The organism is Novosphingobium sp. Fuku2-ISO-50, assembly GCF_001519055.1.
Lineage (GTDB): Bacteria > Pseudomonadota > Alphaproteobacteria > Sphingomonadales > Sphingomonadaceae > Novosphingobium.
This window is the reverse complement of the sequence record NZ_KQ954314.1, coordinates 1-5,171: the sequence shown is the minus strand read 5'-3', so window position 1 is coordinate 5,171 and position 5,171 is coordinate 1. Positions and strand designations below refer to the sequence as shown.

At 62.6% G+C, this 5,171-nt stretch carries 4 protein-coding genes; 1 reads left to right on the top strand and 3 read right to left on the bottom strand.

Annotated features, from left to right (window positions below; translation table 11 throughout):
- Window positions 1-13: 13 nt before the first annotated feature.
- From AQZ50_RS21100 to AQZ50_RS19800, 3 genes are all read right to left on the bottom strand, one after another.
- Window positions 14-673, bottom strand: coding sequence for an energy transducer TonB family protein (locus AQZ50_RS21100; protein WP_231730430.1), 660 nt, complete (start codon window positions 671-673; stop codon window positions 14-16).
- Window positions 674-743: 70 nt separating this feature from the next.
- A complete protein-coding gene (locus AQZ50_RS19805; RefSeq protein WP_067749406.1) occupies window positions 744-2,876 on the bottom strand; it encodes a TonB-dependent receptor in 2,133 nt (710 codons plus the stop codon).
- Between the two features lie 103 nt (window positions 2,877-2,979).
- A complete protein-coding gene (locus AQZ50_RS19800) occupies window positions 2,980-3,381 on the bottom strand; it encodes a DUF2946 family protein (RefSeq protein WP_067749404.1) in 402 nt (133 codons plus the stop codon).
- Window positions 3,382-3,580: 199 nt separating this feature from the next.
- Here AQZ50_RS19800 and AQZ50_RS19790 point away from each other — a divergent pair.
- A protein-coding gene (locus AQZ50_RS19790) for an IS3 family transposase (RefSeq protein ID WP_156427466.1) occupies window positions 3,581-4,953 on the top strand; the annotation gives its coding sequence in 2 pieces (ribosomal slippage) (window positions 3,581-3,938 and window positions 3,938-4,953; 1,374 coding nt in all).
- The last annotated feature ends 218 nt before the right edge of the window (window positions 4,954-5,171 follow it).

The following is a 5,171-nucleotide window of genomic DNA, read 5'->3' as shown; positions in this document are numbered from 1 at the left end:
GGCCGCGCAAACATTACACCGCAGCCCCGAAACGCACCTCCACCTCGAAATTTAGCTCTTCCGGCGTATGGGATGGGGGCGGAACTGGAAAAGGGGCCGCCCGCCGCAACGCGTGTAGCGCCGCGCTATCAAGTAGGGTGATGCCACTGGACCGCGTCACGAAAGCGTTCGCCAGATGGCCGCTGGCATCCAGCCTGAAACTCAGCGTTACACGCCCTTCCAAAGGGATCCCAGAGGGGCGGCAGGCCATGATCCGCAACCAGATGTGGTGCGTATAGTCCGCGTGAGCGGATGACATCTCCGCTTTTGCTGGTGGCGCGGGAGGTTGCGGAACGATCCGAGCGGATGCGGCGACCGTTGGGGGGATGGCCTCCGTCATGTCCGGCATAGCTTTGGAGGCGCTGGGTAGAGCAGACAGGGCGGGTATCGTAAAAGCGGGCTTGGTCTCGATCATGCGCGTCTGCGCCACGTTCTTTGCCAGCGCCATGACCTTGTCAGAGCGATGGCCCTGAGTGGATTGGGCAGGCATCGGTTTGGGCGGCTCCTGCCGGGACGCAGGCAGGGCAAAAGTCACGAGATGCGATCCAGGAAGCGTCGCCGGGATGCGCTCGCTCGTCCCCCATGCCAGCGCCACGCCCAGCACCAGCCCATGCAGGAACAGGCTGGCACCCACGCCAGCCACCCGCTCGCGCAAGGGACGCACGTCCGCTGTAAAGCGGCAGGCCCCCCTTGCCGAGAGATCGTCAGAACCGGCGCGAGAGGCCGACATTGACCGACCGTCCACGCCCGGCCACCGGCCGCAGCACAGTGTCACCGCTGACACTGTAATCGCCCAGCGCCATACCGCCCAGCGGCAGGTAATAGGCCTTGTCGAACAGGTTCTCGACATCAAGGCTGAGCCGCCAGGCCTTCCACTGATAGGCGGTGCGCAGATTAACCAGCGCATAAGCCGCCGTCACCGGCTCGTTGCGGGTAAGATCAACGCGGGTTTTGCTGTCCACCCAGTTGAATTCGACCGCTCCGGTAAACCCTCCCACCGCATGTTGCACGCTGGCCAGGATGTTGAGCGGCATCTGGTGATAGAGCGGGGTATGGTCGGTCAGGTTCTGTCCATGCACCCAGGAAAGGGTGCCGGTCAGCCGCGTCTGGCCCCATTGGCCACCATTCCAGAGCGTTGCCGCGCCCGACAAGTCGAGGCCGTAGAATTCGGCCTCCTCATTGGCGAACTGCAACTGCACAAAGGGGCCGGGCATCCCCATCATGCCGTTCAGCGACTTGACGTAGCGGGCGTCGATATAGTCGTTCACATGGGTATAATAGGGCGCGAGTTTGAGGAACCAGCCTTGCTTGCCCCCGCCCGAAAAGGTGAGCGAACCGCTGATCGTGTCGGCGCGTTCGGGGCGCAGGTTCAGATTGCCGAAATAGCCGTTGCCATCGCCATACCAGCCGATCATCTGGCTCGACATCGTGCCCTTCCCCCAAGTGTAAAGCTCATAGAGGTTGGGCGCGCGGGTTTTGTGGGCATAGCCCAGATCGATGGCGATGCCTGCGGCGGGCGTATAGTGGCCGATGAGAGAGCCGCTCCAATCGTTGAAATGGCGTTCATGGCTGACCGCGTTGAAGACTGTGGCAGCCGTAGCGTCGGCCATGCTCATCATGCCGGTAGAATAGGGCGCGACATTGCCGGTGTTCATGTTCACCCGATCAAACCGCCCGCCAGCGGTCAGCGTGAAGGCATCGCCCCAGCGCTGCTCGGCCTCGACATAACCGGCGATCCGCTCGCGCTGACCATTGTTGACGTTGAGATAAGTGCTTGGCCCCATCATCATGCTGCCCGCGACCGGCGGCCACCAGTCGTCCAGCCGCTCGTTGCGGTATTCGTTGCCCAGCCGCAGCGTCGTCCCCACCGCCAGCGGCAAGTCCACCGCCAACGTATAGCCGCCCGAGCGCACCCGCGTGTTCATCGGCATCCTGCCATCGGCCGTGCCGCCCTTGTCGGCCAGGAAGTTCATTGCATGATCGGTCGCGCGATAGTCGGCCTTCAGATCCACCGTGCCCCAGCCAAAGCTGCCCAGATAATGGCCATTGAGAAACCAGGAATTGTTCCCGGTCATGTCCATGAACTGGTTAGGGAAGCCCTCATAGGCCGAATGGTGATAGCCGCCCGCCAACTCGACCAGCCCGATGTCGCCCTGCCAGGCCAGCGCCAGCTTGTGGTCGGTCTTGGCATATTGGGTGGAATGCACCGTGCCCAGACCGCCCCCGGCGCTGTAGTTGCCAGCCTTGGTATAGCTGCCGGTATAGGTGGCCGAGAGATGATCGCCCGAGACGGTGAGCGAGAGGCCCGTGCCAAAGCCGCCATCATTGCTGCGATAATAGCCTTGCGCCTCGCCCGTCACCAGCAGGCGACCATCTTTCGAGAAACGCGGCGCGGCACTTTTCACCGAGATCACCCCGCCGATAGCATCGCCCCCGGCGCTGACTGGCGAGACGCCGGTGATCACATCGATCGAAGCAAGCGTCTGCGGGTCGGTATAGCTGAGCGGCGGGTTCATGTCGTTGGGGCAGGCCACGTCGATGGGGTGGCCATCGACCAGCACGGTCAGGCGCTGCTCGCTCAGCCCGCGAATTACTGGCATGGTGGAAAAACCGCCGCCGGTATTGCCCGCAACCCCCGGCACGCGGGCGAGGATCGCCGCCGTGTCGCTGGTGGAGGGGGCAAGGTGGCGCAGATCATCGCGCGTGATGATCGTGGCTCTGGTGGCGCCCTGCGCGGTATCGACATCGACGGGGGCGAGTGCGGTGGCGCTCTGCTGCGCCATGGCGGGCGTGGACACGCCGGCGATCAGCGCCAGCGCGAGAGTGGTGGTCTTCATGGAAAATCCCTGTTCACGGATCGCGGCCAGCCCTTTGTCCGGGCGCCGCCTTGAGCATGATCAGGCGCAGTTCAAGCGCGCCCGATCAACAGTCTGCGTGGGTTCAGGAACAGGCGGGAGGCGCGCGCAGCGGCGGCCGCAAGCGCATTGGATATGCAGGACGGGCCGGTGCAACAGGCAAGAACGCTGCCACCAGGATGAATAGCAGCGCGGCTAGCAGTAAAGGAGCGTCGGCCCCGCCAAGCAGGGGCATCACATGGCTGGCAAAGGCGCAGGCCACATGATGATCGTGCCCGTCCTGATGGTCGGGCTGCCTATCCGGAAGCGCCATCTGCCTGGTGTATGACAGGCCGCTCGCATCAGCGCATATCTGTACCGTCAGGACATGCTTCGTTGCTGTAGGCATGTAACCTTGCGGAACCAGCGCGCGTACGGCGAGCGCAAAAAGAACCAGCCCGAAAGCCAGCCAGCGCCTGTCGCGAATCCAGAACCGGAACCCCTGCATGTTGGTCGCCCGTTAGGAGGGGGCGTAATAATTGGCAATTGGACAAAAAGTGCCCACTGGAGTCGTTCTCCAGCCAAGTCCAGTCATTGGAGGAGGTCGAAGCTGGATGTATGTGTTCGGCGTCAGCGCCTATGGCCCAGAAATGGGGTTGCGGATAATGGAGGGATTGGGTCTCGTCGTAGTGACGTAAGGAACGCAGATGAGACCCAATCCCTCCAGCCCAAAATCGGCTGCCAAGCCCACCAAGAAGCCCGCCGAGGCGGTGGTGAAGGACATCCGCCGGGCCACGCGGCGACATTTCTCGGCTGAAGATAAAATCAGGATCGTGCTCGAGGGCCTTCGCGGCGAAGAGAGCATCGCTGAACTGTGCCGCCGCGAAGGCATCGCCCAGAGCGTGTATTATTCCTGGTCGAAGGAATTCCTCGAGGCTGGCAAACGCCGCCTGGCGGGGGATACGGCCCGCGCCGCGACCAGTGATGAGGTCAAGGATCTGCGCCGCGAAACGCTGGCCCTCAAGGAATGTGTTGCCGACCTGACGCTCGAGAACCGTCTGCTCAAAAAAAGCATGATCGCGGATGGGGGCGACGACGCATGAGGTACCCCGCCACTGAAAAGCTGGAGATCATCCGCCTCGTCGGGCAGTCCCATCTGCCCACCCGTCAAACCCTCGACAAGCTGGGCATCCCGCGCCGCACCTTTGCGCGCTGGTATGCCCGCTATCTCGATGGTGGGCCTGAGGCGCTGGAGGACCGGCCCTCGGCGCCGAGCCGGGTGTGGAACCGGCTGCCCGACGATGTGCGCAAGCAGATCATCGACATGGCGCTGGAGGAAAGCGAGCTCTCGCCGCGCGAACTGGCGACCAAATTTACCGATGAGAAGCAGTACTTTGTCTCCGAGGCCACGGTCTATCGCCTGCTCAAGGCGCAGGATCTGATCGCCAGCCCGGCCTACATCGTCATCAAGGCCCGCGATGAGTTCCACACCAAAACCACCCGGCCAAATGAAATGTGGCAGACCGATTTCACCTATTTCAAGCTGATCGGCTGGGGCTGGGTTTACCTCTCGACTGTGCTCGATGACTATTCCCGCTACATCATCTCGTGGAAACTGTGCACCACCATGACGGCGGGCGATGTCACCGACACGCTGGACCTGGCGCTGACCGCCTCAGGCTGCGACAGCGCCACCGTGCTGCACAAGCCACGCCTGCTGTCCGACAATGGCCCCAGCTATGTCGCGGGCGAACTGGCTGCCTATATCGAGGCCCAGTCCATGAGCCATGTGCGCGGCGCGCCTTTCCATCCACAGACGCAGGGCAAGATAGAACGCTGGCACCAGACCCTGAAGAACCGCATCTTGCTGGAAAATTACTACCTGCCCGGCGACCTCGAAGCCCAGATCCAGGCATTCATCGAGTACTACAACCACCAGCGCTACCATGAGAGCCTGGGCAATGTGACGCCTGCCGATGCCTACTTTGGCCGCGATCGGCAAATCCTCGCCCAGCGCGCCGCCATCAAGAAGCAAACCATCGAACATCGGCGCTTGCAGCACCGCAAGCTCGCCGCTTAAAAGCCAGCCCCAGACGAGGCCCGCTCTCCGTTACCGCGCCACCAACTTTGCGCCAAATGTTTCGACGACGGACATCGCGCCGCGCAACCCTGCCGTCGGCATCGACCACGCAGATATGCGTCGTCTTGTCACTCACGTCCAATCCTGCATAAATCGACATCGGTCACCCTCCTGCATTGAAGCGCCAAGGCGACTTCGTACCATGCTCGAGGGTGGCT

What these genes read in the sequence shown, in the direction of transcription:
- AQZ50_RS19805 (WP_067749406.1), bottom strand. Translation starts at nt 2,876, where the DNA reads ATGAAGACCACCACTCTCGCGCTGGCGCTGATCGCCGGCGTGTCCACG.
- AQZ50_RS19800 (WP_067749404.1), bottom strand. Translation starts at nt 3,381, where the DNA reads ATGCAGGGGTTCCGGTTCTGGATTCGCGACAGGCGCTGGCTGGCTTTC.